The organism is Mycobacterium kiyosense (genome assembly GCA_021654635.1).
Taxonomy (GTDB): domain Bacteria; phylum Actinomycetota; class Actinomycetes; order Mycobacteriales; family Mycobacteriaceae; genus Mycobacterium; species Mycobacterium kiyosense.
On record AP025179.1, the window covers coordinates 4,642,681 to 4,668,928 of the forward strand.

Below are 26,248 nucleotides of genomic sequence, written 5' to 3' on the forward strand. Positions count from 1 at the left end.
CCGGTCAAACACCTACGGCGGCAAAAGAATCGAGATCGTCGATGGCCGCCGCGGTCCTCCGCACGATCGCCAGGCAGAAGTCCACCGGCTGCATCTTGGGCTGGTAGGGCGCTCGGCCGATGGTGAACGCCCACGCCGCGTACGGCCAGAACGACTGCTGGCGGTAGGCGAGCATGGCATCGTCGAAGCCGATCACCGGACCGCCCAGGTTTCGCAGCGTCGTGATGTATTCACGAACCAGCGAATCCTGCCATTTCCTGCGGTCGTCCGGCTCGCAGCCGGAGTTCACCAGGTAGGCGAAGTCGAAGGCCCAGCCGCCCTGCTGGATCACCTGCCAGTCGCCGATACCCATCTTCCCGGTGTCGGTCACGTAGGTCTGTCCGGCGTGACAGTCACCATGCAACAGGGTGCGCGGCATCTGGTGGGCAGCGATGTCCATCGAGCGCACGGTCGCGTCGAACAGCCGGTCATGCTGACCTAGGAGCGCGGGCGGAATTACCTGCCGTGCCCGCCGCATCCCCACTTCACAGCGCTTACGAATGTCGAGGAACTTGCTGGTGTTGGCGATGTAGTCGGCGGGCGTGTTCAGGTCGACAATGCCTGGATCGCCCCACAGTGGGGCATGTAGCCGGGCCAGCTGCCCGACGAGATCGGTGATCTGCTCACGGCTGAAGGCAGTGGTGGGTTCCCAGAACTTGGCACCCTTGGTGACGGCGATGTCCTCCATCACGGCGATGGAGCGCCACGAGACCGGATCCACCTTGCCCCAATACCCCCGCGGCGCTTCCAGCGTCGATTTGTCCCGCAGACCCGTGTAGAAGCGGGTCTCGCCGTGCAGTACTCCGGCACCCCCCAACATGAGGCGCTGCTGAAATGACTTGGTGGCCTTGGTGAATACGTGGCAGGGCAGACCTGCGGCCATACCGGCGTCGTTGTAGGTAACGCGAATGGCGACACGTTCCGAGGTTCCACTGCTGCCACCTGGAAAGTCGACAGCCACCACCTCGGCACCCGGGGTGTCCCGGCACAGCACCGACGTCAACCACTCGGCGGTGACGTGGGCACCCGAGATCGGCACCTGATCGCGATGGATCACTGTGGGCGCACGAAACCGTTCGGAGACGCTGATGGCGCCGACGACGACGGCGCGTCCGGCGAGTTTGAGCTTGGGGTTCATGCCAACTCCTTCGAATCACCCGTCAGGCCTCAGCGGCGGGACCGCGACGCTGCCGTCGCAACCCTTCCCGGGGTGAACGGTCGTTACACCTCGTCCATACCACCGTCCATTTGACATTGATAGTCCTTGGGAAGCAATAAGCCACCGTGCGCGACGCGGTCGAACGCACTTCAGGCAGCAGAACGGTCGTTTCCTGCGCACCCGGCTGCCGCACGGCGAGGACTGCAATCGCTCCGTTGCCTTGCCCGCGGACGGCACCGAACAAGCACCTCCTGCGCCCGCTGCAGGGATCCATCGCCGCGGTGCCCGGAGAGTAACCAGGCCCGCGCGACGGTAGCCTCATGCCGGACGGGAAAGGGAACCGATGGCCAGGTCGATGACCGAAGCTCGACGAGATTTCACTCGAGAAGAAATCTTGGCAACGGCTCAGCGGTTGTTCACCGAGCGTGGCGTGCGGGCAACCTCGATTGGCCAGGTGGCGGCTGCGGCAGGAATGACGCGCGCCAACCTCTACTACTACTTCTCCTCGAAAGACGAGTTGCTGCGAGAGACTCTCTCGGCCACCCTGCGGCGCTATCGACAGAACTGGTCGACCGTCCCGGACGGAGCGACGCTCTCCGAGTTGGCCGAGCATATGGTCAGCTTGCGCTATCAGGAGGTAGCGCGTTCAGGACCGATGGATTTGCGTTTCTTCTACCTCTTGCTCACCGATCAGGCAGGGGAACGGGAAGCCGAGATGGTTCGGGCCGAGATCGAAATGGTCGCCGACACGATCCGCCGCTTCCTGCGCCAGGGCCAGCGCCGTGGCGAGGTCCGACCCGATCTCGAGGTCGAACGGATCGCACATTGGCTGATCATGCAGCTGATGGGCCTCGACATGCTCTGGCTGGTCAATCCGCAAGCGGTGGACCTCCAGCAGATGGCGGCGGAAATCTCCGCCGAATTCCTCGATCGGACCGCACTGCCGCCGCCGGCCACTCGGACCTGAGCTGACGCCGCACAGCCGCTGACCGGCTACAGGCTTGACACAGTGTCAAAATTTTGACAGATTGTCGGCATAGTGCTCTAGACGGGTTTGACCTGGTGCAACCGCGATCGCGAACGAGGCTTCGATGGAATCGATTACGCGCGTCGGAGTGTGGGGCGTCGGAATGACGGGCAGCGCGGTGGTGCAGCTCGTCGCACGGAATCATGCCCTGGAGCTGGTCGCGGGCCTGGGCTACGACTCGGGAAAAGACGGCCGCGACGTAGGCGAATTGGCGGGTGCGGGCCCGCTGGGCGTCGGGCTCACGCTGGACCCGCAGGAGTTCATCGACGCGGCCCCCGATGTCGCGGTCTATCTGGCTCGTGATCTGGGCTCCTTCGCTGCCGACGACGATCTGGTTCGGTTACTCGAGGCCGGCATCAACACCATCACCGCGTTGCCCTACGCGAACCTGGGCTTCCGCAGCGAGGAGGTCCGGCGGCGCTTCGGTGACGCGGCCGACCGGGGCGGCGCCACCTTCATGGTGTCGGGCATCGATCCGGATTACGTGTGGGAACGCCAGGTCTTGACCGCATCGGGCCTGTGCGGGGAACTGGACGGCATCCACATCACCGAGATTTTTCGCGGCGACACATTGGGTGCGCAGATGATGCCGCTGTTCGGCTTCGGACTGCCGGTCGAACAGGTGCGCAACGACACCGTCTTCCAGAACTTTGTTCGCAATTACATTGCGCCGTCGATGAATTGGGGTTGCGAACAAATGGGGGTGCACCTCGATGAGGTCACCGTACGGTCGATCAGCGAACCCACCGATCAACGGATCCAGCATCCACTGATCACCATCGAACCGGGCACGGTGGGCCTGTCGATCACGCGAATCGAAGGCTGGATCGGTGGCCGGGTCTTCGCGACGCAGGACATCAAATATCACGTCGGCGTCAACCGGCCGGTGGAGGCACCTGTCGACGAGTGCTGGATCGTCGAACTGGAAGGCCGTCCGTCGGTGAGAGTTGTCATAGAGTCGCTGGCATCGGTCCGCGACGGCACCAATCGCTACGCCGACGATCCGAACTCCATCCCGCCGGGTTATTGGATCACCGCCGGACCGTTGGTGAGAGCGATCCCGGTAGCGCTCGCCGCCGCCCCCGGCATCAAGGAGCCCGAGGCGCCCGAAATGCGTTACGTCCAGCCAAGGACGGCCCGGGTCTCTGCGAGATGAGCGGTTTCGGTGCGGCGGCAGGCTGTCACACTGCCGACTGGGGAGGTGGCCGAGTCACATCGACGATCCGACCCGCACGACTGAGTTAAGGAGCGCAAATGCGCACTGCCACAGCAAAACCCGTGCAGGTCATCCAGTGGGCGACCGGCCGGGCCGGGGTACCGGCATTGCGCGCGATCATCGAGCGCCCCGACACCGATCTCGTCGGGCTCTACGTGAGTTCCCCCGACAAGGACGGCAAGGACGCCGGAGAACTGTGTGGGCTGGCTCCGGTAGGAATCGCGGCGACCCGCGACGCCCGCGCTCTGCTGGAGGGGCCGGGAGACGTAGTTTCCTACAGCGCCACCGACGTCGGCCGACTCGAGGAGGTCGTCGACGACCTGTGCGCGATCCTGGAATCAGGCAAGGACCTGGTTACCATCACCCCAACCCAGCTGTTCCACATCCCCACCGCCGACCCGGCAATCGTCTCGCGCCTGCGGCAAGCATGCGCGAGCGGCAATTCTTCGCTGCACTTCACCGGTATCTTCCCCGGTTTCCTGTGCGACTCACTGATCTTCTCGCTGACGAACCTGTCGCACCGGATCGAGTCGGTCACGATGGCCGAGATGTTGGAAATCTCCAGTTACGACCCCGCGATGCTCAAAGCGCTGGGTTTCGGCGAGCATCCGGATGCCGATGCGCAGGGGTTCTCACCGGACTTCCTGAACTTCTACTGGGAGTCGATCCTGCACTACCTCGCCGAGGCGTTCGATATCACTTTCGACGAGATCCGGCATTTCCGCGAAACTGCGGTCACCGACACGGCGTTCGTCACCACCAGCGGTCTGGATGTTCCGGCGGGCTGTATCGCGGCGTTGCACTGGGGACTCGAGGGCCTCATCGACGGAAACCGCCGGCTGTGCGTGGAGCACTATGAGCGACTCGATCCCGCCATCGCCCCGCACTGGCCCCAGCCCCCGCAGCGGGGCGGTTACCGGTTCACCATCGTCGGGCAGCCCGGCATCACCGTCGACATCGCCTTCGAAGGCACCGATCCTCTCACCGACGCAATGGTCACCACTTCCAACCGTGCCGTCAATGTGCTGGCGGCCGTCCACGCCGCGCCGGCCGGCATCATCGAGTCCTTCTCCGACCTCCCCTTCGTTCCGGGCCAGATGGCGTAGCGTCGCCGACCTCGGGGCCGGAGATTGCCGTCGACCAGCAGGATTCACCTGCTGGTCGAGCAGCGACCGGCAGAGTAGTTAACGATCGTAAACTCTGTGCCGTATCAATGCCTGAAATGACTTACATATGCTTCGAAATCTACGTGACCGATCGTTTCCGATTTGTTAGAGTGTGCGGGTGAATAGTTTGGTCAGCAGCTTGGGCGTGAATCCGTCCAGCAATCTCAGCGTCTTCCTGTTCTGCACCATCTTCACCTTCTCGGTGGTGACCATCCTGTGGCTGGTAGGCCTGCTGCAGGGCAATCACTCGATGATGGACGGCTGGTACGGCTTCGCCTTCGCGGTGCCGGCGTTGCTCGCGTACCTGATCGTCGGGGCCCAATCGGTCACCGCGGCGCTGCTGCTGTTCATGGTGATGCTGCACGGCGGCCGACTGGGCTGGTACCTGGCCGCGCGCTGGCGTCGATACGTACCCGTCCACGGCGGCGACCCGCGCTACCTGAACTTCGTCAAGGAGATGACGCCCGGCTACTGGTGGAAGAGCTTCTTCCGGGTGATGGAGCCCCAGGCGGTGATCATCGTGCTGATCGGAATGCCCGCCGTGGTGGGCATTTTGGCGAACCGAGCGCCCAACGGCGGCATCGGACCCGTGGCATTCATCGGCCTGTTGGTGTTCATGGTGGGCCTGTACTTCGAGACGGTGGCCGACGCGCAGCTGCAGTCATTCCTGGCACTGGAACAACGTCCTCGCTACCTGAACACCGGCGTCTGGAAGTACAGCCGCCACCCGAACTACTTCGGTACCACCACGGTGTGGTGGGGCATGTGGCTGGTGGCTGTCGCCGGCAACCCCACTTACTGGTGGACCGTCGTCGGCCCGGTCATCAACACCATCATGCTGACGTCAGTGCTGGGTTCGGCGTTCCAGGACAACTACATGGGCGTGCGGCCCGAGTATCAAGAGCTGATGGCCCGCACCCGCCGATTCCTGCCGCTGCCCCTGTCCGCCGACGCCATCGCGCGCAACCAGGCCCGGCTGGCCGAGCAGCGCGCGACGGCAAACGCACGTTGAGATGTATGACGCCATCGTCGTGGGCGGCGGCCACCACGGTCTGACCTGTGCCACCTATCTCGCCCGGGCCGGCAAGCGGGTCGTAGTCCTCGAACGCAATCCGTGGCTCGGCGGCATGACCTACTCGCGCGAAACCGTGGCCGAGGCGCCAGGATTCGTGATGAACCCGTGCGCGGTGGATCTGCTGTTCACCAACCTGGAGCCGTCAATCATCAGCGAGCTTCGCCTGGAATCGTTCGGCCTGCGCCAAGCGAGTCCGGAACCGTGGGGCGCCTACCTGGGGCCGGAAGGTCAGTCGATCGGGCTGTGGCGTTCGCTCGACCGTACCGTCGAAGAGATCCGGCGATACTCGAAACGAGATGCCTCAAAGTTCGCTCAGCTGTGCGAAATGTGGTGCGACTTCTGGTATGTGGCGGCGCCCTATCTGATGGATCACCCCACCCGGCCGCGGGTCAAGACGGTCGCGGAGCTGGGCTGGCGGGCGGTACGCAAACGCCGCAATCTCGCACCCGTCGCGCGGATGTTGATGGCTTCGCCGCATCAGCTCATCGAGACGATGTTCGAGTCCGAAGAGGTCAAGTCGCTGTTGGCGATCTACGCCTCCGGTTCGGAAGCTCCGCTGCGCGAACCGGGCTCGGGTGCGGTGCTCGGGGTGATCATGATGCACATCGGCTGGGGCATCAAACGCCCGATCGGTGGCATGGCCGAGTTCACCAAAGCGCTATCGGCCTGCCTGCGCCATCACGGCGGCGAGACCCGCACCGACGCAGCGGTCGAAGAGATCCTGGTCCGCGGCGGGCAGGCCGCCGGCGTACGACTGGCCAGCGGCGAGGTGTTGTCCGCCAAACAGGTTGTCGCAGCGGTCGATCCGGTTTCGCTGATGTGCAAGCTCGTCGACCCGGCGCATGTGTCGGAGCCGGTTCTCGACGAGGTCCGTAACATCCGAATCAACGGCTGGGGCATCAACAACGCCAAGATCGACGTCGCGCTGTCCGAGCGTCCAAAACTGTTGTGCGACAGGCCAGAGCTCTGGGGCAGCTATATGCTGATCGGCGACTCCAAGGATTACGTCGACCGGGCCCTCGACACCGCGATGCACGGCCGCATACCGTCCGAGACGCCGATGTGGGCCCTGATGCCCTCGGCGTTCGACCGATCACAGGTGCCGCCGGGCGATTCCGGAGACACGATGTACCTGTTCTGCACCGCGGTCCCGCAGAACTTCGCCGATGGCAGCGACTGGCAGCAACACCGCGAACCTTACGCGGCGCAAGCGATCCGCAAGGTCGACGAGTTGGCCCCCGGCTTCGGCGACAGCGTCATCGGCAGCTGGGTGAAGAGTCCCGACGAACTGCGGGAGATGACGTACGAGGGCAGCTACGTCGTTGCCGACATGTCGCTGAATCAGATGGGACCCAATCGTCCGACCGCGGCGCTGGCTGGCTACCGCACCCCCATCCCCGGTCTGTGGCATACCGGGGCGGGTGCGCACCCGATGGGCGGTGTGCACGGCTGGGCAGGCAGGACCACCGCTCGCACCGTCCTCAAATCGCTCTAGTCACAGGCATATTGGTGGCCGGCAACATTTCGGCGGACGGCCCGGACTCCGGCGCAGTCCTGGAAGCCAAGGTCCAAAGGGTACTGATCTGGACCGGACCGGTGATGATGGTCTTATTCCTGATCTCGTTCTGGCTGGGCGGCTTCCTGCCGCCGCATCGCCCCTGGGCGACGTCGGAACAAATCGCCAACCTGTACAACGCACACCCCACGATGATTAGGGTCAATCTCGTCGTCACCATGGCGGCCTGTGCGCTTTGGGTGCCGTGGGGCGTGGCGATCGGGGGCCAGATCCGGCGGATCCCCGGTGCCAAGGCGCTTGCTGCAACCCAGACGCTGTCGTGCGCACTCTTCTCGCTCGAGTTCATCTTTCCGGTCGGTATCTGGATGGCGACGGCCTTCCGTTCCGGTGACCGGCCGGTCGACATCACCCGCGCGCTCAACGACACCGGGTGGATTCTTTTCGTCCTGGTCATCTGGTCGGTCGAAGTCCAGATGTTCTGCATCGCGGCGGCTGTGCTCATGGACAACCGGCCCGCGCCGATTCTTCCCCGCTGGGTCGGCTACCTCACGCTGTGGGCCGCCATCCTCATCATTCCCGCCGGCCTGATTCTGTTCTTCAAGACAGGCCCGTGGGCCTGGAATGGAATCCTCGGCTTCTTCGTACCCCTCACCGGGCTCGTCGCCTGGCTTGTGTCGATGACGTGGACGGTGCATAGAGCCCTGACACTCCAGATAGCCGAGGGCGCCGGGCCAGAAGACACTCGTATGCTGCGATCATGACCGCAACGAAGCGGAATCGATTGCCTCCCGGTCCACCGCTCCCCCGGTCGGTGCAGACCGCGCTGATGCTGCGCTACTGGCCACGCTTCGTGGCCGCCTGCCGGCGCCGGTACGGCAGCGTGTTCGCGTTGCGCATCGCGACCATGGGGACGCTCGTCTACCTCGACGACCCCGCCGACATCAAGGCCGTCTTCGCCGGTGATCCCGCCGTTTACCATGCTGGCGAAGCGAATTCGTTGCTCGCGGGGTTCGTGGGCGAAAGTTCGGTGCTGGTGATCGACGGAGACCTGCACCGTGACCGGCGACGTCTGATGATCGCGCCGTTCCAGCGCGACGCCGTCACACGCCAAGCCGGTGTGATTTCCGAGATTGCCGCGGCCAGCGTCAACAGCTGGCCGGTGGGGGTGGAATTCCCGGTGGCGCCCAAGATGTCCGAGATCACCCTCGAGGTGATCTTGCGGACGGTCATCGGCGCCACCGATCCCGACCGACTCGCCGCATTGCGCGAGGTGATGCCGGCGCTGCTCAACCTGGGCCCGTGGGCCTCGTTGGCAATTGCGAATCCCGACCTGCAGCTGCGGCGGCCCTGGCGATATGTGCGCCGCCGCATCGAGGAAGCCGACCGACTCCTATATGCCGAGATTGCCGATCGACGCGCTGCTACCGATCTTGCCCAGCGCACCGACGTGCTCGCGATGCTGGTGCGGGCCAGCCACGACGACGGTCGAACCATGACCGATTCCGAACTGCGTGACCAACTCATGACCCTGCTGGCCGCCGGACATGACACGACCGCCACGGCACTCTCGTGGGCGCTGGAGCGGCTCGTCAGGCATCCCGTCATCCTGCGCCGGGCGGTACGCGCAGCCGACGCGAGTGCGGCCGGTGATCCCGCAGGCGACGAGTACCTCGACGCAATCGCCAAGGAAACATTGCGGATTCGCCCCATCGTCTTCGACGTCGGTCGCGTCCTGACGCGGCCCGTCGACTTTGGCGGGCTACCACCTGCCCGCCGGCGTGATGGTCGCCCCGGGCATCGGGCTGGTTCACGCAAGCCCGGCGCAATACCCCCATCCGGACCGGTTCGACCCGGACCGGATGCTCGGCACCACGCTCGGTCCCACTACCTGGCTGCCGTTCGGCGGCGGCAATCGGCGTTGTCTGGGTGCGACATTCGCGATGGTCGAGATGCGAGTCGTACTACGCGAGGTTCTCCGCCGCGTCCAGCTGCGAACGACTGCGGCACGCGATGAACGGCAACGCGTGAAGCATGTCATCCTGGCGCCGCACCGCGGCGCTCGAATCTGCATTGAGTCGGTCCGCGGCGCAGCGCCGGCCCCGCTCCCGGCCGCCGAGACACCCCGCTGCCCCGTTGAAACCCCGCGGGGGCGTGGCCTCGCCGACGTTGCGGCATACCTGACCCACTCAGGTCTAATGTGCGCCAATCAAGTTGTGCGCGGCCCGATTTCCGAACTCTACGGCGGTGTTCTGCCCGGCCGCCGACATGAAGTCGGCGGCGTACTGCACCGGTGATGCCGGGTCGAGTTCGGAGTTGAGGCGCCCGATGTCCTGGTAGGCGCCGATCCGGGTGAAGGGCAACGCCCGCCGCCACCGGGTCACGTGGGTGAATTCGACGGTGTGGCGCAGTTCGGGAAACACCTCGAACACCGACGCCAGGGTGTGCTGGATCAGTTGCTCGTCGGGGGCATCGATCATCCGCTGCGAGGCGCCGGTTTCCCACAGACAACTCAGCAGGCCGCGGCCGGCCGGCGCGCGGTCGGGGGCCTTGTTGTGATCGAGGAACATCAGCGCGATATCGGGATCCTCCACCGACGGGAACATCACCAGAAACGCCGGGCAGTCCGGTGGCCTGCTGGTGCCGACAGCGACACTGACGCATTGGGTATAGCCCAGGCTTTCGTCGAGCGGACCGAGGATGCCGCGATCATCGACGCAGATGGCTGCCGCCTCGGGCAGCGGGCACGTGACGACGCAGGCATCGTAGTCCGACGTCGTCCCCGAATGCGTGACTCGGACCCCGTTTTCGTGCCGCCGTACCTCCACGACCGGCGTCTGCAGGTGAACCTTCAGGCGGCTGGCCAGCGCCTCGGGGACCCGGCCCTGCCCGCCGGCGGCGGCCAGGATCTTGGCGGTGAAGATGTTGCCGATCCCGGAGAACAATTCCACCTTGGACACCTTGTCGGTGTCGGCGATCAACATGGTCCGCACGATCGGCTCACACAGGTAGCTGTCGACTTCTGCGGACAATGCACGCTTGGCGTAGGCACGCGCACTTTCGGTGTCCAGTGGTGCGGCCTTGCGCATGTCGGCGTAGTCCAGACGGCCGCGCGCCTTGGCCATCGCCACGTCAATCGCCAACCGCGGCACCCGCAGCTTTGCGCCCAGCGACAGCAACGGCGTCGTCAAGCCAGAACGGACCATCTTGTCCATGTCGAGCAGATGCGTCGCGCCGGCGCGACGGATCCCGATATATGGTGCGGTGGGCCGCATTTCGATGCCGAGTTCGCGCGCCAACGCCAGGTAGCTGTGGTATGTCGAACCGAGCGCAGAAGCCCCGGTGTCGACCGCGTAGCCATCGCGGCGCACGGTCTGTACCCGGCCACCGGGCGAGTTCGTCGCCTCGAAGACATCGACCTGCCATCCGGCGGTCTGCAGCCGATAGCCCGCCGTAAGCCCGGACAAGCCGGCTCCGACTATCGCGGCTTGCGGCATGCTCACGCCACCTTGACCGCAGCCACCGGCCGCTCGGGCACTCCGTCCAACCGGTGCAGCGACTTGCGGATCGCGTAGTACATCACGAAGAACCAGACCCAGAACGTCGCGAACGGCAGGTAGAAGCCGAACAACCCGTTCCAGGCGAACGGACCGCTCTTGAAGAAGAAGATGATGCTCAGCGGTATCAGGTCCAGCATGAAGAAGACGTTGAACCATCCTACCCAGCGCGGAATGATCGGATCAGGGTCCTCGTCGGCAAGTGAGGCGTAGATGATGCTGATGACGACGAAGTAGAACGGTGCTATCACGCCGAGGAACTGCAGCCAGGCGATGTCGTTGAGCAGTTGCACGATCTGCGGATCGCGCTCGGAGCGAAACGACGCGGTGAGCCACCAGCCTGCGGGATACGCGGTGAGCAGCACATTGGTACAGCCGGCGATGATCTGACAGAACGTCAGGATGCCCGGCTTGCCCTCCACGGCCGCGATGAGTTTGGCCAGCATCGCCGTCCAGGGCACATAGAACATCGAGCCTACCAGCACCAGCACCATTCCGATGCGGATTCCCATGACGTTGTCGTGGTAGACCCGGGTAATCCGGGCGGCGTCCCAGCTCGGCGGCTGCGAAGGGAAAAAGCCGGCGAGCGGCCAGATGCCGACCATCAGGAAGGCGATGTAGACGAAGCCGCTCCACGAAGTCTGCTTCAGGAGTCTCAGATTTGCCTGTGGCGATAGCAATTCGCCCTCCTCCTCGGCCGCTCGCGGTCCCCGCACTCCGATCTGGGTTGAGACATCGAAGAATTGTAAACGATCGTTGCCGCTTTTCGTACGGTCACAGAGTACCTCGCGGAACACGGTTTAGACCCCGACGTAAGTTCTGAATTAGTGAAAATTCGGGTCATCAGCTCCTCGATCCGAAGATTTCCGTAAACGATGGTTGACACCAACTATTATTAAACCCTACTGTCTCAAAATAACCCTCCGCCACGAGAGCCCTAGAAGCCACCAGGTGCCCCGAACATCGATCGTGAAAGCACGGCGCGCAGTTGTCGCCGGCGCTGGAATCGCCGGCCTCACTGCCGCTTACCGTCTGCAGCAGGCAGGCTGGGAGGTGGAAGTCTTCGAAGCGGAATCCCGCGCGGGCGGCCGCGTCGAGACCATCGTGCAGGACGGCTATCGCGTCGACACCGGCGCGACGGCGTTCGCCGCGCGATACCCGATTGCCACGCAGCTGGCCAACGAGCTGGGGCTGTCCATCGTGGACACGGCCCCATATCTCGGCATCTACCGCGACGGCCGGGTCCGGCTGTTGCGCCTCGATCGGTTGATCCGCTCGGGGCTGAAAACCGATGCGCTGTCCTGGTCCACCAAGGTCAGGCTGGCACGGGTGGTGCTCGACGTCGCGCGAGCCAGTCTGCGCGGCATGCTGTCCTACGATGACCTGCGCGCCGCGGCACCGCTTGACACCGAGACCGCCCGCGATTACGTACGCAGGCTGGCCGGGGCCGAAGCCGACGCCTACTTCGGCGAACCGATCACGCGCGCGTTGTTGCTCACCAACTCCGACAAGGTCAGCCGCGTCGAGTTGATGTCGGGTCTGGTCAATGCGGTGGCCGGCCGCCTGTCGACGCTGACGGGTGGGCAGGGCGCGATCATCGATGCGCTGCTGGCACAGGTGCGCACGGTGCACCTGTGCTCCCCCCGCACTTTCACTGACCGAAACCAACGATGGTGTGCGCCTGAAATATCGCGACCCCGAAGGAGAGACGAAGACGGTCGAGGCCGACGCGTGTGTCGTCGCCACCCCACTGCCCGTCGCGGCCACGATCTGCGCTCCCGCCAGAACACGACTCGGCCTGCTCAACGCCACGCTCAAGTTCACCCAGGCGATCAACGTCGCCATCGGCACCACCCGCCCGGCGAACACACCGGCATTCCTGATCCAGCTGCCCGCCGCCGAAGACCGCGAGGTCTGCATGATCATCGTCGAGAACAACAAGGCGCCAGACCGTGCGCCGTCCGGCCACGGACTGCTCTCGGTGTGCTGGGAGATGTCGGCGGCCAGCGCATGGATGCAGCGCTCCGACGACGAATTGGTGGCGCGCTCACTGCAAACAGTCCTGCGACTGTTCCCGGAGCTCAGCGGTACCGTCGATTTCACGTATGTGCGCAGGTGGCCAGTGGCGTTGCCGCAGGCACGCGTTGGCGTCTATCAGCAGATCGCCGAGTTCACCTCGAGCCTGAATCCACGGTCGCGCATTCAATTCGCCGGCGACTACTTATCGCAGACCGGCCAGAATACGGCCGTCGCCTGGGGCAACCGCGCCGCGGCGAACTTGACCACCCACCAGAGTCGACGCATCTGGGCCAAACAAAAGGAGTTCACTCATGGCTGATGTCCAATCAATGCTGAGCTCTGTGATCGGCGCCGGCAAAGACGTCGTTCACAAAGTCGCCGCCGACGAGATTCGTCGCTTCATCGAAGAGCAGCCCGATGTCAGCGGCAGCGTCGAGGTGACGGTGATCGGCGACGGCGGTGAAGTCGGCGCCTCAAGTGGCACAGTGCTGTTCGACGCAACTCTGGACAGTGACCGCGGCCGTGTCACCCGCGAGCTGGTGCTGCGTCACGCGCCGGTCAGCGACAAACGGTTGTTCTTCGAATACGACTTGTCGCGACAGTTCCAGGTACAGCGCGCTCTGTACGGCACCGATGTGCCGGTGCCCGAACCATTGTGGCTGGACCCCGATGGCCGCTGGCTCGGCGCCGCCGGATACGTGATGTCGCGGGTGCGGGGGCGGGGCCAGCATCCAGCCGCCTTCATTCAGGGACCGATCGCCGAGGCGTCGCCGGCCGATCGGGAGGAGATGCTGAACAAGATCATGACGGCGTTGGTTGCCATCCACAACACCGACATCAAGGCGCGAGGCCTGGAGAACTTCGTGATGAACGCACCGGGTTTCGCACCGCTGGAGCGCCTCATCAATTGGTATTGGCAGACCTGGGATTGGGTGCACCTGCCAACGTTCGAGCGCCTGGTTCCGGTCCGCGGGTGGCTGCTCGACCACCTTCCCGAGGGTGAGCCGGAGTTGATGCACGGCGACTCGACACTGCAGAACTACTTTTTCGACGGCACGAGACTGGCAGCGGTGCTGGATTGGGAGATGTCGAGCCTTGGGCGCGCCGAGGCGGACCTCGCCCTGCAATGCGTCAGCAATCGCATCTTCGCGGCGCCGCCCGACAGCGGATTGCTGCAGCCACCAAGCGAAGACGAATGGCTGGCCAGGTACCGCGCCGCCGGCGGCCGACCATTGCACGACTTCGACTACTTCAAGAAGTTCGCCGCGTACATGATCATCGTCGCGGTCAGCGCACTGCAGAGAAACATGACGGAAGCCGAACGTGAAGCCCAGGCGCCGCTGTTGCAGCCGTGCTGGGATCTCGCGGAATCATGAAGGGGGACAACGATGTCCAGTGAAACCATTCAAACGCATGACAAGGCGTTCTGGGAAGAAAAGAACCTGTCGTTCGGAACCGCTGTACCCGAGGACGACCTGCTCCATCCACAATTCAAAGACACGAATAGATCACCCGCCCTGACCGAAACCCAATTTTTCGGCTTCAGCGTCCCGGAGGAGAACATCCATGCGCTGACCTATGTGTGGCATCACCCGAATCTGGGTGTGGTCAGCGGTGGCGCCTGGGTATGGCAGGGCGTCAAACGACACTTCCTCCAGTCCGAACTGGTCAACTGGACGTCCTTCATGAGCGAGGACGTTCTGGCGAATGACTTGTGGGACTACAAATTCGACAACGGCTACCACGTCCAGACGATCGAACCGCTCAAGAGGCATCGACTGCGCTACACCGACGAATCACGCAACAACTCGTTCGACATCGAGACGCAGGCCCTGATGGAGCCGATGCTGTTGCAAACCGGCATGCACTTCGAGCAGGCGGTGCGTGCACGCGGCGAACTCACGTTGCGGGGCAAGACGTACCAGGTGGACTGCACCCATGTCCGCGATCGTTCGTGGGGACAAAGTCGCAGCGAACAACACGCCCCGACACCGCCATTCGACTGGATCACCGGCGTCTTCAGCGAGAACTTGATGTTCGGTTGCAGCACGTACGATCATCCCGATCTGGAGCCCGAATGGAAGGGCCAGCTGCAGGTTCCGGGTGGCGACCCGACCAAAGGAGGTTGGGTGCGCCGGGATGGCCAGCTGATTCCGATCGTCTCCACCCGAAAGCTCGTCGGCCACGATTATTCGACACTGGCGCCGACCACCATCGAGATGGAGATGATCGACGCCACCGGACGCGAGTACCAGATCCGCGGTGAGGTCGTTGCGGCCAACCATATTCCCCTGTGGCCGAATATGGATACCTGGGTGTGCCTCGCACGTTGGGAGTGCGCGGGCCAGGTCTGCTATGGCGACCTACAACAGGTGCAGTGGCACGATTATGTCCGACAGTTTCTAGGACAGTCGTAGCGATGGTTTCTTCGATTCCCGCCACCGCAGCTGCCCGGCCCGCCTCAGACGTACTCGTCGAGCGCGACGACACCGTGGGCGTCATCACGATCAATCGACCCGCACGACTCAACGCCGTCACCCCGGAGGCCGGGGACACGCTGAGATCGGCTTTCCTCGAGTTGGAAGCCGACAGCCGGATCCGCGCCGTCGTGCTGACCGGCGCGGGCCGCGGATTCTGCGCGGGCGCGGACATTTCCGGCGACGTAGGCGACGCCCGGAAGGTGCTGCTCGACTCATGGAACCCACTGGTGCTCACGATGCGGTCGCTACAGATCCCCGTCGTCGCCGCGATCAACGGGGTGGCGGCCGGTGCGGGAGTGTCGCTTGCGCTGGCGTGCGATCTGCGTGTTGCGGCCGCTTCAGCGCGCTTTGAGTTGTCGTTCGCAAAGATTGGACTGATGCCCGATGCGGGCCTGACGTGGTTGCTTCCCCGGGTCGTCGGGCTGGGGCGTGCCAACGAGATGGCATTGCTGGGAGGACGCGTTTCGGCCACCGAGGCACGCGACTGGGGCCTGGTGAACCGGCTGGCCGAGGACGGTGAGGCGCTGACCGACGCGATAGCGATGGCCCGGCGCTTCGCCGAACTGTCGGTCAGCGTGGCAACGATCAAGCACGCGCACCAGCGAGCTCTGGAAAGCGACTTCCCAGTCAAGCTGACCTACGAAGCGGAGACCCAGGGCTGGCTTCAGCAACAACCCGATTTCGCCGAGGCGACACAGGCGTTCGCCGAGAAAAGGCCGCCCCGCCTGGCCGAACGTAAGCCGCCGGACCGCAACCGGTGAGCGGATGCCGGGTCCGATCCGGGCATCTGCGCTACCGTTGAGCAATGGCGACTCGTAACGACCGTTCAGAGCAGATCCTGCGGACCGCGATGCACCTATTCCACGAGCGCGGCTTCGACGGGGTAGGCGTGGACCTCATCGGCGAGAAAGCCGGTGTGTCCGGGCCGGCGATCTACCGTTATTTCAGCGGCAAAGACGAGATCTTGATCACGCTGCTGGACGAGGCAATCGATCGCGTCCTGATGTCGACGGGTGGACATTTCGACGATCCCCGAGAAGAGCTGGAGCATCTGGTGCGCGGCCATGTGCAGCGGGCCTTGGAGGAACGCGAACTGATGAGCGTGTGGACCCGAGAACGCAATTCGATCCCGAAGGCCTACCGTTCGAGGCTGCGCGCCCGAATCAAGCGTTACATCGACCACTGGGTGGACTGCCTGCAGGCCTGCTATCCGGACCAGTCCAGCGAGGTCCTCAACGCGGCCGTCCACGCGACGCACGGACTGATCGACTCGACCTCGATGTGGCCGGAGAAAGCGCTGCGGACCGCGGGCCTGGCCGACATCCTGACCGGGATGGCGCTACATAGTCTGGAGTGGCTGGGCAGCGAGGCGTCGCGCCCGACGCCCACGAAGAGCGTCCGACCGAAGCGAACTGCCGCGCGTTCAGCCTGAAATTCTACGTAAACGAACGTTTACAAAAACTTGCTGAATCGCTCCTCCGCTCCGGTACGATACCTCTGGCACCGCACCGGAGCGTCGCCCGCACGGGCACCTCGGGCGTCGCGGCTGCCACGGGTCGGTCGGAGGAGAAGACGATGGAGCCCATGACCAAGTCGCGCATCCAGATGTTCGGCGCGTGGTGTGCGATCGGCTATCTGGCTGCACTCTTCATCGGCTGGGGGGCTATCGCCGGGTTCCTACCGCCCACCGCGCCTTCCGCGGACGCCAACCAGATCGCCGCGCTCTACCAAAGTGACTACACGCGAATCCGGATCGCCATGCTGGTCGTCATGCTCGCCGCGTTGATCTTCATCCCATTCGCCGCAGTGATGTCGCAGTTCCTCGCCCGCATCGAGGGCACGGCCGGCGTCTTGACCTACACGTTCCTGCTGGGCGCCGCCGGCAATATGGTGCTGACCTTCTATCCCGCGATCTGGTGGCTCACCGCCGCCTTCCGCCCTGATCGGCGGGCCGAATTGATCTACCTGATGAACGACATGGCGTGGCTGCAGTTTCTCGGCGGTATCACCATGTACTTGGCGATGCCGCTGGCGGTAATGGTCGCAGCACTGTGCGACAAGAGCCCGACCCCGGTATTTCCGCGCTGGTGCGGATACGCAAACGGCTGGATGGCGTTGACGATCGTTCCCGATCAGTTACTTTTCTTCTTCCATAGGGGCCCCTTCGCGTGGAACGGCATCTTCGGCGTCTGGGTCCCGGTCGTGGTGTTCAGCGGCTTCTTCATCGTCAACTTCATCGCCTTGCGTCAGGCGGTCCTGCGCGACCGGGCGTCGATCGACTCGCTACCCAACCCGCAGGACAGTGCAGCACAAAGGGTGTGACCTGAGCGAACCGTCGACCGGATGCTGCACGGTCGAGGGTCTACTCACGCCGGCTCATTTTTGATATAAGTTGTATCAATAAAAACGCATGATCTCGTCAGCGAAGGAACGCTTCATGCCCGAACCGCTCACCCAGAAGCTCAGAGTCGCCGGCCAGCTGGGACGAATCGGCGCACACATCGTCAACGAGCGGGTGCGCCGTCCCAAACCGACGACGCTGGCCGAGATCCCGCCCTCGGTCGACGCGCTGACACCCGAGTGGCTCACCGCCGCCCTGTGCCGCGGACACCCGGGCGCATGGGTGACCGCGGTATCCACCGCGTCCGGAAGCGACGGGTCGACCACGAGGCGAGTCCTGGCCGTCGACTACAACGACGTCGGGCGCGCGGCCGGACTTCCGAAATCGATCTTCACCAAGTCCACGCCCAAACTGACCTCCCGGGCGGTGACGGTCCCGTCAGCGGCCTTGACGTGCGAGGCGCTGTTCTACGACCGGATCCGCCCCACCCCTCGACATCGAAGCCCCCCGTGGCTATTACATGGCGGTGGACAACAGATCCGGGCGCTCGATGTTCTTGATGGAAGACGTGGCGACCAGCAAGAACGCAACTTTCGGTGATCCGACTAAGCACTACATCGACCGGACCAGGGCCGAAGCGATCATCATCACCCTGGCCAACGTCCACGGAACACTATGGGAGAGCCCGCGTTTTGCCGGCGATCTGACCCCTCGTCAAGGATGCCTACCGGTGGCAGGTCGACGTCAACGACACCATCGCCTTTCCGCGTCGCACCCTGATCGGCTTCGACCGCGCGGAGTCGGTCTTCCCCGCCGGGTTCCGTCGCCACCGGACCGAGGTGTTCCCGGCGCTGATGACGTCGCTGGCGATGCACGGTTCGGCCCCCAACACACTGCTGCACTCCGACGTGCATTCCCGCAACTGGTACCTGACCCCGGACGGGGGCATGGGCTTGTACGACTGGCAGCTGATCACTCGCGGCGTGTGGGCCCTCGACGTCGCCTACGCTCTCAGTTCGGCGCTGACCGTGGAGGATCGGCGCGCATGGGAGCGCGAGCTGATCGAGTTGTACATCGACCGCCTGTTCGCCTCGGGAGGCCCCGCGCTCTCGTTCGACGAAGCCTGGCTGGCGTACCGTCAGCAAGCCTTCCACGGTCTGGTGTTCTGGCTCTATACGATCGGCGCCGGCCGCTTGCAGCCGGCTATGCAACCCGACGAGGTGTCGCTGGCCAACCTGGAGCGCATGACGGCCATGATCGATGATTTGGATTGCTTTGGCGCCCTTAAGCAGTCACCAGCGACCTCGGGACTGCCCTCTATTCACTAGCCTCGACGAGCGCTTTGGTGGTCAGTGCCAGGCAACCAAGTGAGGCCGAAACAAACAGCGCCGCACTGAGTTTGGAGATTTTTCCGCGCCGGTGCGCGATGCCGGCGGCCAGTATGTCGCCAAGGTCGCATGCGGCGGCAACCTTTAACATCTGAGACCTCGACCGGCGCTCGGTCACCAACGGAGCGACGGCCAGCGCAAAGTCCCGCGTGCCGCCGAGCCGCAAGAAGAGCGCCGCGCTGACATCCTCGGAGACGTTCATTCCGAACACCCTTGCGGCGGTTATCGGCATCAGCCATCCACTGGCGCCGATCGCTGAGCGCGCTCCTGCGAGAATCGTCGTTGTTGGCAGAGCCATTGCACCGTTCCTTCCTGAGTCTGCTGCGCCTGAGCTGATTGTTATTCGAACGAACGTTAACCGAAATCGCAGTATGGCATACCAAGTGGAGTGCCCTTCTTCCCGACATCGCCCAACCGACGGGTCGGCCGGTTCTTCTGTATCAAAAACGTTCGTTCACGGTGCGTGCTAAATTCGATTCGACACTCACATAGCGGCAAGGAAAGCTCGTGGACGATCTTTCGATGTCTCCCGACGAAATCGACGACTTCCTGTCCGGACCGCACACCGGACAGTTGGCCACCAACGGCCCAACCATCAGGCCGCTGTGGTATCACTGGGACGGCAAGGCGTTCTGGATCATCAGCGGCCCCTGGGCGAAACTCTACGAACGCGTGCAGAAGGACCCTCGCGTCGCTTTCTGTGTCGACGTAGGCGATTTCGACACCGGAATCGTCAAGCAGGTGATCGCCAACGGCTCCGTGACACTGCACGAATACGACGTCGAGCGTGCCCGCCGCCTGCTGTACCGCTACCTGGGTCCTGACGAAGATGCGTGGTCGGATGCGCCGGATGACTACCGGGGCTACCTGCGCGATGGCGGTCCTCCGGGTGCGGTGTTCCTGCATATGGAACCGACCAAGCTGACCGCGCTGAACTTCAGTTACGCGCGCACTCGGGCCTGACTCGGCAACCCCACGCGAAGACGGACCTCACGAGTCGGCGCTGCGCCGGGGCGGCATACCGCCTCGCTTATGCAACGCGGCGCCGACGAGCATTTCACCCAGCTCTGCGACGATCCGATCCCTGGTCATCCCCGCGGCGCCGGCGAACAGCGATTCGTAGAACACACTGCTGGACATCACCATCATGAATGCGGCTCGGACGGCAACGGGTCCGTCGTAATCGAGGTGGTACTGCGCGGCCACGATCTCGGCCATCTCGTCGAGCCGGGCGAACGCGGCGGTGAGCTCGTCGCTGTGCAGACCCCTGGCCATGAGCGCGGCAAACAGCTCCCGCTCGGCGGCCACGATGTCGAACAGCGCCGCGGCGTAGTCGCGCAGGACCGTCGCTGGATCCGCCGAGGTTACCGGCACGTGCCGCCAACTCTCGGTGTAGCCCGCGACGTACTCCTCGAACGGCTCTACTACCGCGGCCTCGAAAAGACTTTCCTTGGTTGGGAAATGACGAAAGAGAACTGTCTCGGACACGTCGGCCGCTTTGGCGATGGCGATCGTGGTGGCTCCGGCAAACCCGTCCGCGGCGAATCGCTCGCGAGCTGCCTGCAGGATCAGATGCCGCACCTCGGGGGTGCTCCGGCGCGGTCGGCGTGCCATCGGAATATCTTGACATCCCCCGGCGATAAGTGGTAATTACTGCTTATCGCAAACCCAGGAGTGACGATGAGCACACCCGATTTGAACCAGCCCCTCCCCGACCCGCACTGGGTCATGCCGTCGCCGGCAGGTGAGATCCTGCTTGCGGTCTTCGGCGGTGGCGCAGCGGTATTCGTCGCATACTGCGCGTTGCTGTCCTACCGCAAACGCTCCCCGCTGCCGTTGCTGTTCGCCCTCGCGGGCGGCTTCTCGATCATGCTCGAGCCGATCGCCGACACTCTGGGCAACGTGCAACACGTGCCGGTGAACCAGATCAACGCGTTCGTCACCGACGGCCAGCCCATCCCCTGGGCGATCGTCCTCGGCTACGTCTGGTACTTCGGACTGGGCCCAATTCTGCTCTGGCGCTACGCCGAACACCGGTCGATGACCCCGCGGCGCTGGTACGTCGTTTCGGTGGTGGCCTTCCTTGCGGTCACGCTGATCGAGCAGATTCCAATCGCACTCGGGCTGTGGAAGTACTACGGTCATCAGCCCCTTGTCGCCGGAGTCATGCCTATTGACATGGCAATCGCCAACATGGTGTCGGTCGTCCTGCCGATGGTCGTGGTCTATGCCATCTGGCCGATCCTGACCGGGTGGCGGCAGTCGTTGGTGCTCGCGCTCGTCCCGATCTGCGTGGTCGGCGGACACACCGCCGCGGCGGCGCCGGCTTACATGTTGATCAACGCAAACCCGAATGTGCCGTCGGTGTTCGTCCACCTGGCCGGGGTGGTGACGTGCATCTTCTCGGTGTTGATCGTGTGGTTTGCCGTCAAGCTCCTGCACGGCGGATTTCCTGAGCTCAACGCCGACCGTAGAGCGCGTCACAACGACTCGACGGAACGCACCGAATACGTTGCCGTGCAATAGCAAAAGAGGAAACCCGATGGTTCAATACACCCAGCCCCCGCTGTATCACATGCCGCCGACCGGTGAGCTGATCTATCTGCTGTTCGCGGGTGCGGCCGCCGCACTGATCGCCCTGTATGCCGGGTACCTCGCCGTGACGCGGCGAACCGTTTTCCCGTTGTTGATCTGTGTCGGAGCGTTTCTCACGGTCCTGCTCGAGGCACCCGCGGATGTCTTGGGCAACGCCGTGCACTCCCAGTTGGGGCAGCGCAACGCATTCACCGTGCGGGGCGCCCCGGTCCCGTGGGGAGTGGTACTCACCTACGGGTTTTACGCGGCGACCCTGCCAGTGGCGCTCTTCGACCGGATCAGGGCCCAGAGTCTGAGCCCGAGATTCTGGTGGGGAGCCTACGTCGCGAGCCTGCTCGCGGTATGCGCAATCGAACAGATTCCGGTGCACTACGGCTTGTGGCACTACTTCGGATACCAACCCTTCAAGATCTGGGAAATGCCCGTAAGCATGGTCTTCGCCAACGCCGCCTGCGTTGTGGTGCCGGCCTTGTTGGTTTACAAGCTCTACCCGGTTCTGACCGGATGGCGACAACTGCTGGTGATCGGCCTCATCCCGAGCGGCACCATGGCCGGGTGGGCCGCAGCCAGTCTGGCGATCATGAACGCGTTGGGCACCGACACCGAGGCCAACCACGGTGTCGTGCAGCTGGCATCGATTGCGACCGTTGGCCTTTCGCTGTTGGTGACCTGGGCGGCAATCACCATCGTGCACTGGCCCGCCAACGTCCTCACCGGCGTTGCGGACGCGTCCGATCAGGGGCTGCGACTCAGACCCGTGAAAACTGCGGCGTCGTGAAAGTCGGCCTCTTCTACGGCAATATCGCCTACGGGAGTCGCGACATGATGGCCGCGCTCGCTGCTGCCGTCGAGCAGAATGGCATCGAGTCGGTATGGACGGAAGAGCACCCTGCCGTCCCCAAACAGATGACGCTGCCCGACAACCTGGATGCCGACATGACCGGCGAACAGAGCGGCGATACCCCGTTGCACGAGATCCCGTTTCCTGACCCGATGGTGTGGCTCTCCCAATTTTCCGCGCTGACCACCACGGTCAAGCTGGGCACCGGTGTGCTGGTGTTACCGCTGCACAACCCGGTGCTGCTCGCCCGCGCGGCGGCCACCCTGGACGACCTGTCGGGCAGGCGCCTCATCCTCGGCGTGGGCCTGGGATGGCTGAAGGAGGAATACGAGGCGTGCGGGGTGACCTTCACCTCCCGTGCCGCGCGCCTCGAGGAATACATCGGCGCGCTGCGCGCCGCATGGCGGCCCGATGCGAGCTTCATCGGCAAGACGGTGCGGTTCGAAGGGATCGGTGGCGGCCCCAAACCGCCCGACGGACACATCCCCATCCATATCGGCGCGTCGATGTCCAAGGGTGCACGACGGGCCGGGCGCCTTGCCGACGGCTTCTTTCCACTACCGTTCGAAAGTTCCACCGTGGCGATGATCGCCATGCGGGCGACGCTCACCGGTGAGGAGCCGGATTGGACGGGGTATCGCCTGCCTGACGGCGTCGCCGCGCTCATCCAGGAATGCCACGCCGGCGCGATCGAAGCCGGCCGCCGTCCCGAGGACATCGCGCTGACGGTCACCGGCCCGCCCAGCCTCGATGCCGCCAAACAGGCCGCGGATCTCGGCGTGACTCGTTATCTGGTGACCCCGCCCGCTTTCGAGCTGTCAGCGGTGCCGACCGCTTTCGGTCGCCTGGCCGACGACTTCGTCGGGCCGCTCAGCTGACGGTCGCAGAACAGGAGAACCGGTGCCCGACGATGCGAGAACCCTCGTCCAAGGCGCGGCGCGCATCATCGACGCCGGACTGGGCAACAGCGTTGCGGGTCGCTCACCCGAATCCCGCACCTGGCAACGACTCTCCGGCCGCACCGCCCTGGTGGTGGGCGCCGCGCGCGGCATGGGCGAGGCCACGGCCCGACTGTTCCACGCGGAGGGCGCCAACGTTGTGCTCGGCGACGTTCTCGACGAGCAGGGGGAGCTGGTCGCCAAGGATCTCGGCGAGGGGGCGTCGTTCGTGCACCTCGACGTCACCTCGGAGAGCGACTGGGCGCGTGCTCACGAGGTGGCCGAGTCCGAGTTCGGCGCCCCGGTGAGCGCGTACGCCCACACCGCGGCGGTCGCCAGCTTTTCATTCATCGCCGATCTGTCACTCGAGGACTACCGCAGCATCATCGAGATCGACCAGGTCGGTGTTTTCCTCGGGATGAAGTCATGCATCGAGCCCATGACCCGCGCCGGGGGCGGCGCGATGGTGGCGGTGTCATCGGTCGACGGAATCGGCGCCCACCCTGGGTTGGCCGGCTACACCTCGGCCAAGTTCGCGATCCGTGGCCTGGTCCGGGTGGCAGCACTCGAGTTGGCCCGCAACGGAATCCGAGTGAACACCATCGTTCCCGGCGGCATCGACACGCCCATGATCCGGCCCCGCGACGTCGAGCCCGAAGTTCTCGATCCGTTGGCGCGTCAGGTGCCGCTGGGGCATGTCGGTGATCCGGCCGAACTCGCCCGCGCCGCCCTGTGGCTGGTGTCCGACGAATCGAGTTATGTCACCGGAACCGACCTGATCGTCGATGGCGGTCTGATGGCCCGCGTCCCGTTGGATCTGGAATAGTCCCCTATTCGGCGCAGCGACCCCACCGGTCACCGAGCTGGGGATTGCTGAGATCCCAAGGGTTGCAACACCGGTAGTACTTCGCTCGCAATGTACTCGATGCGCTCCCGCGCGTGCTCGAAGGTCTCACCGGGACCCGCGGTGACCATGAAGTGGACATCCTCGATCAAGGGGAACTCGTCGACGACCTTGGCGATTTCGGCCACCACAGTGGGTCCGTCCCATAGCAGGTAGTGGCCGGCTTCGATCGCCGCATCGAGATCCGCATAGTGCGGCCCGGGAAACAGGCCGCGGTCGATGTGGTCGTTCACGTACCGCAGCGCGTAGTCGCGCAGCTCGACTTTGGCTTTCTCGACGTCGGGTGCGATCGTCGCCTGCTGACCCGCACACACGGCACCTGTCTTCCCGAGCACCTCCACCTCATCGAAGTACATCTTTAGGTGGGCGTTGTAGGCCCCGAGGTAACCATCGCCCAGCCGCGCAGCGCGTCTGATCGCGGGCTCGGCGACCGCACCGATGAAGATGCGTGGCGGCGGGGTGGGGACGGGCGTGACGTTGATTTCGGGGAGGTGGTGGCGCTTGCCGTGGAACGAGAAGGGTTTTCCGCTCCAAGCGCTGCGCAAGATCTCGACCGTCTCCTCGAACAGGCTGGGGCGGTGCCGGATATTCACCTGCAGTCCGGCGAACTCTCGCTCGTAATAGCCCATGCCGATGCCCAAGTCGAACCGGCCACGCGAGAGGACCGATACCGTTGCCGCCTCCTCCGCGAGCCGCACCGGGTTGTAGAGCGGCGCGAGCATCACGTTGGTGGCGATGCGCACCCGGTCGGTGCGCGCCGCGACCGCGGCGGCCAGGGTCAAGGGAGACGGCGAGAAGTCCTGAAAGTGATGCTCAGTCAGCCAAATCGAATCAAAGCCGAGCTTTTCGACCCAGACCACGTGGTCGAGGACCTTGTCCCACTCGAGGTTTGTGTAGATCAGACCGACGCGCATCAGAAAGCCCCCGGTTCGGCCCCGGGCAGGCCCATCAGGTGCGCGACCGTGGAGTAATGCATATCGGTCGAACATTCGGCGACGAGGCCGCCGATCGCCTCGCGGAGGTAGATTTCGATGCCGCCCTCCTTGAGGTATCCGCGGCCACCGTGGATGGTCACGCAATCGCGCGCCACCTCGACAGCCATCTCGGAGACGAAGGTCTTCACCAGGTGGTCGAGGACGCTGTCCCCTTCGCCTTGGTCGCGCGCGCTGGCGGCGTCGTAAAGCATCGACCGGGCTGCCTCTATTCGCTCTCGTTGACGTACCAGCTTGTGCTGGATCGCCTGTAGGGAGCCGAGCGGACGGCCACGCACGCTGCGCGTCGTGACGAATTCGACGGTCTTTTCGTGCACACCGGTGGCGAGACCCAAAGACCACGCCGAAATGTTGACCACCGATGCCGCGGCGCCGCCGTCGACGTTGGCGATCTCACGATCCTTCACGACAAACGAGAGGTCGCTCGCCAAAGTGCTTGGAATGCGCACGTTTTCGAGCGTGATGCCGCCCCAGGGCGCGCCGACGCCCATCTTGCGCATGGGTTCGATCGATAACCCCGGCGTGCCTGCAGGAACCCAGAACATCCAGAAGTTGTCCTGGTGCAACCCTGCCACGCCGATCACGTCCGCGAACGTGCCTTGGGTCACGTAGTGACGCCGGCAGTTGATCACGAACTCATCGCCGTCTCGGACGGCGATGTCCGGGTGCTCGGGATAGTTCGCGATGCCGACCGGGTCCGAAAACGCCGCGCAGAGGTTGGCCTTTCCGTCGAGCGCGTCATCGAGCCACCGGCCCGCAGCCTCGGGGCAGAGCGCCATGATCATGGGAAACAGCATCTGGATCATCACGCTCAGCGCGACACCGCCGGATTCCCGGGCAAGTTCCTCGACGACCAGCACCCCGCCCAACTGGCCGAGGTTGCGCCCGCCGAGTTCTGCGGGTGCGACGACCCGCGGTAGCCCCAACTCCCCCCGCACGCAGGTTCATCTCCCTTGAGAAAGTCCGGCCCTTCGTCGGCTTCGAGGCGACGCGGCCCC

26 protein-coding genes and 2 pseudogenes are annotated in these 26,248 nt (G+C 64.3%); 21 read left to right on the forward strand and 7 right to left on the reverse strand.

Annotation, left to right across the window (positions count from 1 at the left end; translation table 11 throughout):
• Positions 1 to 4: 4 nt before the first annotated feature.
• The gene (locus tag L6444_RS21815; RefSeq protein ID WP_236977204.1) at positions 5 to 1,177 is read right to left on the reverse strand and encodes an aminoglycoside phosphotransferase family protein; all 1,173 of its coding nucleotides are present in this window, start codon (positions 1,175 to 1,177) and stop codon (positions 5 to 7) included.
• Between the two features lie 376 nt (positions 1,178 to 1,553).
• Here L6444_RS21815 and L6444_RS21820 point away from each other — a divergent pair, with 376 nt between their 5' ends.
• From L6444_RS21820 to L6444_RS21850, 7 genes and pseudogenes are all read left to right on the forward strand, one after another.
• A complete protein-coding gene (locus L6444_RS21820) occupies positions 1,554 to 2,165 on the forward strand; it encodes a TetR/AcrR family transcriptional regulator (protein ID WP_236977205.1) in 612 nt (203 codons plus the stop codon).
• A gap of 124 nt (positions 2,166 to 2,289) precedes the next feature.
• Positions 2,290 to 3,381, forward strand: a complete 1,092-nt coding sequence (locus tag L6444_RS21825; RefSeq protein ID WP_236977206.1) for a hypothetical protein — start codon at positions 2,290 to 2,292, stop codon at positions 3,379 to 3,381.
• Positions 3,382 to 3,479: 98 nt separating this feature from the next.
• Positions 3,480 to 4,547, forward strand: a complete 1,068-nt coding sequence (locus L6444_RS21830) for an NAD(P)H-dependent amine dehydrogenase family protein (RefSeq protein WP_236977207.1) — start codon at positions 3,480 to 3,482, stop codon at positions 4,545 to 4,547.
• Between the two features lie 178 nt (positions 4,548 to 4,725).
• Complete coding sequence (locus L6444_RS21835; RefSeq protein WP_236977208.1) at positions 4,726 to 5,619, forward strand: DUF1295 domain-containing protein; 894 nt, start codon at positions 4,726 to 4,728, stop codon at positions 5,617 to 5,619.
• Between the two features lies 1 nt (position 5,620).
• The gene (locus L6444_RS21840; RefSeq protein WP_236977209.1) at positions 5,621 to 7,177 is read left to right on the forward strand and encodes a phytoene desaturase family protein; all 1,557 of its coding nucleotides are present in this window, start codon (positions 5,621 to 5,623) and stop codon (positions 7,175 to 7,177) included.
• Between the two features lie 14 nt (positions 7,178 to 7,191).
• Positions 7,192 to 7,959: a hypothetical protein gene (locus L6444_RS21845; RefSeq protein WP_236977210.1), complete on the forward strand. Its 768-nt coding sequence runs from the start codon at positions 7,192 to 7,194 to the stop codon at positions 7,957 to 7,959.
• A pseudogene (locus L6444_RS21850) lies at positions 7,956 to 9,336 on the forward strand (cytochrome P450); the annotation flags it as partial. The gene L6444_RS21845 and the pseudogene L6444_RS21850, both read left to right, overlap by 4 nt.
• A 54-nt stretch (positions 9,337 to 9,390) precedes the next feature.
• Here the strand turns inward: L6444_RS21850 and L6444_RS21855 are convergent.
• Both L6444_RS21855 and L6444_RS21860 read right to left on the reverse strand, forming a co-directional pair.
• Positions 9,391 to 10,692 carry a protoporphyrinogen/coproporphyrinogen oxidase gene (locus L6444_RS21855; RefSeq protein ID WP_236977212.1) on the reverse strand — a complete coding sequence of 434 codons (1,302 nt, stop codon included), beginning with the start codon at positions 10,690 to 10,692 and terminating at the stop codon, positions 9,391 to 9,393.
• A 2-nt stretch (positions 10,693 to 10,694) separates the two neighbouring features.
• The gene (locus L6444_RS21860) at positions 10,695 to 11,432 is read right to left on the reverse strand and encodes a hypothetical protein (protein ID WP_236977214.1); all 738 of its coding nucleotides are present in this window, start codon (positions 11,430 to 11,432) and stop codon (positions 10,695 to 10,697) included.
• A gap of 289 nt (positions 11,433 to 11,721) precedes the next feature.
• On the opposite strand from L6444_RS21860, the pseudogene L6444_RS30785 reads away from it, so the two are divergent.
• The 9 genes and pseudogenes from L6444_RS30785 to L6444_RS21900 form a co-directional block, all read left to right on the forward strand.
• A pseudogene (locus L6444_RS30785) lies at positions 11,722 to 12,306 on the forward strand (FAD-dependent oxidoreductase); the annotation flags it as partial.
• A 46-nt stretch (positions 12,307 to 12,352) separates the two neighbouring features.
• Positions 12,353 to 13,090, forward strand: coding sequence for an FAD-dependent oxidoreductase (locus L6444_RS30240; protein ID WP_255730839.1), 738 nt, complete (start codon positions 12,353 to 12,355; stop codon positions 13,088 to 13,090).
• Positions 13,083 to 14,147 carry a phosphotransferase family protein gene (locus L6444_RS21870; RefSeq protein ID WP_236977216.1) on the forward strand — a complete coding sequence of 355 codons (1,065 nt, stop codon included), beginning with the start codon at positions 13,083 to 13,085 and terminating at the stop codon, positions 14,145 to 14,147. Before L6444_RS30240 ends, L6444_RS21870 begins: the two co-directional genes overlap by 8 nt.
• A 12-nt stretch (positions 14,148 to 14,159) precedes the next feature.
• The gene (locus tag L6444_RS21875; protein WP_236977217.1) at positions 14,160 to 15,188 is read left to right on the forward strand and encodes a DUF7064 domain-containing protein; all 1,029 of its coding nucleotides are present in this window, start codon (positions 14,160 to 14,162) and stop codon (positions 15,186 to 15,188) included.
• Between the two features lie 2 nt (positions 15,189 to 15,190).
• Positions 15,191 to 16,012, forward strand: a complete 822-nt coding sequence (locus L6444_RS21880) for an enoyl-CoA hydratase/isomerase family protein (protein WP_236977218.1) — start codon at positions 15,191 to 15,193, stop codon at positions 16,010 to 16,012.
• A gap of 44 nt (positions 16,013 to 16,056) precedes the next feature.
• Positions 16,057 to 16,683, forward strand: a complete 627-nt coding sequence (locus L6444_RS21885) for a TetR/AcrR family transcriptional regulator (RefSeq protein WP_236977219.1) — start codon at positions 16,057 to 16,059, stop codon at positions 16,681 to 16,683.
• Complete coding sequence (locus L6444_RS21890; protein WP_236977220.1) at positions 16,605 to 17,573, forward strand: hypothetical protein; 969 nt, start codon at positions 16,605 to 16,607, stop codon at positions 17,571 to 17,573. The genes L6444_RS21885 and L6444_RS21890 overlap by 79 nt, the downstream gene beginning before the upstream one ends.
• 115 nt (positions 17,574 to 17,688) lie before the next feature.
• Positions 17,689 to 18,192, forward strand: a complete 504-nt coding sequence (locus tag L6444_RS21895) for a hypothetical protein (RefSeq protein WP_236977221.1) — start codon at positions 17,689 to 17,691, stop codon at positions 18,190 to 18,192.
• 179 nt (positions 18,193 to 18,371) lie between these two features.
• On the forward strand, positions 18,372 to 18,920 hold the full coding sequence (locus L6444_RS21900; RefSeq protein ID WP_255731323.1) for a phosphotransferase: 549 nt from the start codon (positions 18,372 to 18,374) through the stop codon (positions 18,918 to 18,920).
• Here the strand turns inward: L6444_RS21900 and L6444_RS21905 are convergent.
• A complete protein-coding gene (locus tag L6444_RS21905; protein WP_236977223.1) occupies positions 18,910 to 19,278 on the reverse strand; it encodes a hypothetical protein in 369 nt (122 codons plus the stop codon). The two genes, L6444_RS21900 and L6444_RS21905, sit on opposite strands and share 11 nt — an antisense overlap.
• A 224-nt stretch (positions 19,279 to 19,502) precedes the next feature.
• Here L6444_RS21905 and L6444_RS21910 point away from each other — a divergent pair, with 224 nt between their 5' ends.
• Positions 19,503 to 19,943 (forward strand): pyridoxamine 5'-phosphate oxidase family protein, encoded by a 441-nt coding sequence (locus L6444_RS21910; RefSeq protein ID WP_236977224.1) that lies wholly within the window; start codon positions 19,503 to 19,505, stop codon positions 19,941 to 19,943.
• A gap of 27 nt (positions 19,944 to 19,970) precedes the next feature.
• On the opposite strand, the gene L6444_RS21915 is transcribed toward L6444_RS21910, so the two are convergent.
• Positions 19,971 to 20,594 carry a TetR/AcrR family transcriptional regulator gene (locus tag L6444_RS21915; protein ID WP_236977226.1) on the reverse strand — a complete coding sequence of 208 codons (624 nt, stop codon included), beginning with the start codon at positions 20,592 to 20,594 and terminating at the stop codon, positions 19,971 to 19,973.
• Positions 20,595 to 20,660: 66 nt separating this feature from the next.
• Here L6444_RS21915 and L6444_RS21920 point away from each other — a divergent pair, with 66 nt between their 5' ends.
• The 4 genes from L6444_RS21920 to L6444_RS21935 are packed head-to-tail and all read left to right on the forward strand — an operon-like array spanning position 20,661 to position 24,180.
• Complete coding sequence (locus L6444_RS21920) at positions 20,661 to 21,506, forward strand: hypothetical protein (protein ID WP_236977228.1); 846 nt, start codon at positions 20,661 to 20,663, stop codon at positions 21,504 to 21,506.
• A gap of 16 nt (positions 21,507 to 21,522) precedes the next feature.
• Positions 21,523 to 22,353 (forward strand): hypothetical protein, encoded by an 831-nt coding sequence (locus L6444_RS21925; RefSeq protein ID WP_236977230.1) that lies wholly within the window; start codon positions 21,523 to 21,525, stop codon positions 22,351 to 22,353.
• Positions 22,350 to 23,294 carry a TIGR03619 family F420-dependent LLM class oxidoreductase gene (locus L6444_RS21930; protein ID WP_236977232.1) on the forward strand — a complete coding sequence of 315 codons (945 nt, stop codon included), beginning with the start codon at positions 22,350 to 22,352 and terminating at the stop codon, positions 23,292 to 23,294. The genes L6444_RS21925 and L6444_RS21930 overlap by 4 nt, the downstream gene beginning before the upstream one ends.
• Before the next feature lie 22 nt (positions 23,295 to 23,316).
• Positions 23,317 to 24,180 (forward strand): SDR family oxidoreductase, encoded by an 864-nt coding sequence (locus L6444_RS21935; RefSeq protein ID WP_236977234.1) that lies wholly within the window; start codon positions 23,317 to 23,319, stop codon positions 24,178 to 24,180.
• Positions 24,181 to 24,209: 29 nt separating this feature from the next.
• Here the strand turns inward: L6444_RS21935 and L6444_RS21940 are convergent, their stop codons facing one another.
• Positions 24,210 to 25,172 (reverse strand): LLM class flavin-dependent oxidoreductase, encoded by a 963-nt coding sequence (locus L6444_RS21940; protein WP_236977236.1) that lies wholly within the window; start codon positions 25,170 to 25,172, stop codon positions 24,210 to 24,212.
• Entirely contained in the window at positions 25,172 to 26,188 is a 1,017-nt protein-coding gene (locus L6444_RS21945) for an acyl-CoA dehydrogenase family protein (RefSeq protein ID WP_236977238.1), read from the reverse strand. Before L6444_RS21945 ends, L6444_RS21940 begins: the two co-directional genes overlap by 1 nt.
• Positions 26,189 to 26,248 lie beyond the last annotated feature (60 nt).